General features: G+C 72.2%; 3 protein-coding genes and 1 pseudogene. 2 read left to right on the top strand and 2 right to left on the bottom strand.

The annotated features are described in order from the left end of the window. The first annotated feature begins 326 nt into the window (after nucleotides 1-326). Nucleotides 327-1,751 carry an FAD-dependent monooxygenase gene (locus VKZ81_RS08140; RefSeq protein ID WP_324240832.1) on the top strand — a complete coding sequence of 475 codons (1,425 nt, stop codon included), beginning with the start codon at nucleotides 327-329 and terminating at the stop codon, nucleotides 1,749-1,751. Nucleotides 1,752-1,847: 96 nt separating this feature from the next. After that, nucleotides 1,848-2,858, top strand: coding sequence for an NAD-dependent epimerase/dehydratase family protein (locus VKZ81_RS08135; RefSeq protein WP_324240831.1), 1,011 nt, complete (start codon nucleotides 1,848-1,850; stop codon nucleotides 2,856-2,858). 34 nt (nucleotides 2,859-2,892) lie between these two features. Here VKZ81_RS08135 and VKZ81_RS08130 read toward each other — a convergent pair whose 3' ends face one another. Together VKZ81_RS08130 and VKZ81_RS08125 are read right to left on the bottom strand one after the other, a co-directional pair. Then, on the bottom strand, nucleotides 2,893-3,366 hold the full coding sequence (locus VKZ81_RS08130) for a helix-turn-helix transcriptional regulator (RefSeq protein ID WP_324240833.1): 474 nt from the start codon (nucleotides 3,364-3,366) through the stop codon (nucleotides 2,893-2,895). 221 nt (nucleotides 3,367-3,587) lie between these two features. After that, nucleotides 3,588-3,722 (bottom strand): annotated as a pseudogene (locus VKZ81_RS08125) (ISL3 family transposase); the annotation flags it as partial.

Here is a 3,722-nt window from a genome sequence, read left to right as displayed (position 1 = left end):
GCCGCGTCGCCGCACGCGCCCTCCTCGCCGAGCTCGACGGCGCCGACCCGGTCGGTGAGCAGCTCGTCGCGTGCCCGGTGGTGCGGCGGGGGTCGGTGGGGCCGGCGCCGCGGTAGCGCGGCCGCACGGCTCGCGGGCTCGGCGGCTGTGCCGTGCCGACCCATGGCAGGAACGCGATCCTGAGAAGAGGATCCGAAAGGAAGAGAAAGAGAAAAGAACGCCGTCGTTCTTGCTCTTTCAGAATATATATCGACCCCCCTCTTGCCGCAAGACCCATTTCCCGGTCCAGAATGTCCGGCACTTATACGTGGAAATGGGAGTGATGCATGATCGACGTGGCGATCGTGGGCGCGGGCCCGACCGGTGTCTGGCTGGCGACGGAGCTCGCGCTGCACGGCATCGAGGCTGCCGTGCTGGAGCGCGACGCGGAGCCGACGAAGGTGGTGCGCGGGCTGGGCCTGCACGTCCGCAGCCTGGAGATGCTCGACCAGCGGGGCATCCTGGAGCGGTTCCTCGGGGCGGGTCAGACCTACCCGGCCGGGGTGCACTTCGCGGGGATCATGAAGCCGTCGGCCGAGCTGGACACGGCCCACCCGTACATCCTCGGGCTGCGGCAGACCGAGGTGGAGCGGCTGCTGCTGGAGCACGCCGTCGAGCGCGGCGTCGTGATCCGACGCGGCGCCGAGGTGGTCGGGCTCGACCAGACCGAGGAGGCCGTCACCGGCCGGCTCGCGTCCGGTGGGACGTTCGAGGCTCGCTGGGTGGTCGCGTGCGACGGCGGCCGCAGCACGGTCCGCAAGGCGCTGGGCGTGGACTTCGCGGGCGAGCCCGCGTCGCACGAGTGGCTGCTGGCGGAGTTCGACGTCGACGCGCCCGCCGAGGAGGTCGCCGCCGTGGTGGGCGAGGTGCGGCAGACGAACCTGGGGTTCGGCGTCGGGCCGACCGGGACGGGGACGTTCCGCGGCGTCGTGCCCGCGGCGGACGTGAGCGGGAGCGCCGTGGCGCCGACGTTCGAAGAGTTCACCGCGCGCGTGCGCGAGGTGGCGGGCACCGACTTCGGCGCGCACTCGCCGCGCTGGCTGTCCCGGTTCGGCGATGCCACCCGGCTGGCGGAGCGCTACCGGGTGGGTCGAGTGCTGCTCGCGGGCGACGCGGCGCACGTGCACGCCCCGCTCGGTGGCCAGGGCCTCAACCTCGGGCTGCAGGACGCGTTCAACCTCGGCTGGAAGCTCGCCGCACAGGTACGCGGCTGGGCACCCGACGGCCTGCTGGACAGCTACGAGAGCGAGCGCCGGCCGGTGGCGGCGGACGTCCTGGACAACACGCGCGCACAGTCGGAGCTGATGCGGCTCGAGCCCGGGCCGCAGGCCGTGCGCCGCCTGCTGTCGGACCTCATGGACATCCCGGGTGTCACGCGGCACCTCATGGAGCTGGTGGCGGCGACCGGGATCCGCTACGACGTCGGCGAGGGCCCGGACCTGCTCGGACGTCGCCAGCGCGACCGCCCGCTCGTGAGCGGACGGCGGCTGTACGAGCTCATGCACCAGGGCCGCGGCCTGCTGCTCGACCCCGCCGGGCAGCTCTCCACGGCTGGGTGGGAGGACCGGGTCGACCACGTCGTCGACTCCGCCGAGGAGGTCGACGCCGAGGCGCTGCTGCTCCGCCCGGACGGGCACGTCGTCTGGGCGGGCGACGGCGCGCTCGACGACGCGATGCGGCGGTGGTTCGGGGAGCCTGCAGGCGCTCGCTAACCGGGCCCGCGCCGTCGCGGCATCCGAGGCATTCGAGGCCTGGTCGGTGAGGGCGGGGCCGTGGGTGGTGGCGGCCGACTGGTTAGGGTGGCGCGCATGGCAGCGTTGCGGATCCTGTTCATCGGCGGCAACGGGACGATCAGCGCCGCGACGAGCCGCCTGGCGATCGAGCGGGGTCACGACCTGACGCTGCTGAACCGGGGCGTCTCGGCGTCGTCGGACGCCCCGGACGCCCGGCCACCGATCGAGGGGGCGCGCAGCCTGGTCGGCGACGCGGGCGACCCCGACTCGATCCGGGCGGCGGTGGCGGGCCAGGAGTGGGACGTCGTCGTGAACTTCCGGTCGTTCTCGCCCGAGCAGGCGGCGGCCGACGTCGAGATCTTCGACGGCGCGGTGGGCCAGTACGTGTACATCTCCTCGGCGTCGGCATACGCGAAGCCGGTGGAGCGGCTGCCGATCACGGAGTCGACGCCGCTGAAGAACCCGCACTGGGAGTACTCGCGGAGCAAGATCGCGAGCGAGGAGCTGCTGGTGCGGGCGTGGCGGGAACGGGACTTCCCGGTGACGATCGTGCGGCCGAGCCACACCTACGACGAGCGCAGCATCCCGATCCCGGGCGGCTGGACGGCGGTGGACCGGATGCGCCGCGGACTCCCGGTGCCGGTGCTCGGCGACGGCACGTCGCTGTGGACGCTGACCCACACCCGCGACTTCGCGGTGGCGTTCGTGGGCCTGCTCGGCGACCGCCGTGCGGTGGGCGACACCTTCCACATCACCTCCGACGAGGTGCTCACCTGGGCGCAGATCACCCGGATCCTCGCCCGCGCCGCCGGCGCCCCGGAGCCGACGCTCGTCCCGCTCCCCGGGTGGGTCATCGGCACCGAGCTGCCCCACGAGCGCGACGGCCTCGTCGGCGACAAGGTCCACTCGGTCGTCTTCGACAACAGCAAGATCAAGGCGCTGGTGCCGGAGTACACCGCGACCACCCGCTACTGGCAGGGCGCCGCCGAGGTGATCGCCTGGTACGACGCCGACGAGCGGCGGAAGGTCGTGGACCCCGATGTCGACGCCGCGCTCGGGCGGCTGGTGGCTCGGTTCGGGTCGTAGCAGCTGCCGGCAGCGCCGTCGCCGGCAGGACCGGTCAGGAGCGGAGCTCCGCCACGACCCGATCGGGGCGCAGGGGCGGCGCGAACGGGAGCGCCAGCGCCGCCGCAGCCGCGGCGGAGTGCACTCCCAGCCGCTCTCGGACGTGCTCCATGTGCTTGCGGACCGTCGCGGGCGAGATGAACAGGACGTCGGCGACCTCGGCGTGGGTCAGGCCGCCGCCGACGAGCACCAGGACCTCCCACTCCCGTGAGGAGAGCCGCGGCGCAGCGCCTCGTCGTCGTTCGGCGTCGAGCCACAGCTCGTGCACGTAGGGGCGCATCAGCGAGACGACCTGCCGGTCGCGCTCGGTGAACGGCGCGTCGTCGGTGCGGACGAGGATGATCCGGCGCGCGTGCCGGGGTTCCGCGGGCAGGGAGAGCATCAGCTCGTGCCGGACGTCGGTATACACCTCGCGCAGCATCGGGTCGGCGAGCTGCTCGCGCCTCGTGGGCAGGAAGTCCGTCAGCATGATCACGGTGCGGAGATCGCCGCTGCGCTGCGGCCACGAGCACGGCGCCTGCCAGAAGAGGTCCCAGAACGGCTCCGACTCTGAATCGGCCTGGGTTTCGTTCCTTTCTTGAAGCAAGGATGGAACGCGATGAACCAGAAGTACTCTCCCGAGATGCGCGAGCGCGCGCTGCGGATGCTCGATGAGGCCAAGGCCTCCGGTGAGCACTCGAATCTGGCTCTTCACAATCCAGGGTGTAGGGCGGATCTGAAGCCTCCGGTTTCCAGGAGTGCTCGGGCGATGTAGTTGGTCAGGTTGCGGAAGCCGAGGGCGATGCCGCGGAGGTGCTCGAGGCGGCCGTTGATGGCCTCGGCGGG

Origin of the sequence: Pseudonocardia sp., assembly GCF_035305885.1 — a bacterium.
GTDB lineage: Bacteria > Actinomycetota > Actinomycetes > Mycobacteriales > Pseudonocardiaceae > Pseudonocardia.
The sequence above is the reverse complement of the archived record's forward strand: the minus strand, read 5'-3'. Positions and strand labels throughout refer to the sequence as shown.

Coding starts and splice junctions, on each gene's coding strand:
- VKZ81_RS08140 (WP_324240832.1), top strand. CDS start 327: ATGATCGACGTGGCGATCGTGGGCGCGGGCCCGACCGGTGTCTGGCTG.
- VKZ81_RS08135 (WP_324240831.1), top strand. CDS start 1,848: ATGGCAGCGTTGCGGATCCTGTTCATCGGCGGCAACGGGACGATCAGC.
- VKZ81_RS08130 (WP_324240833.1), bottom strand. CDS start 3,366: ATGCTGACGGACTTCCTGCCCACGAGGCGCGAGCAGCTCGCCGACCCG.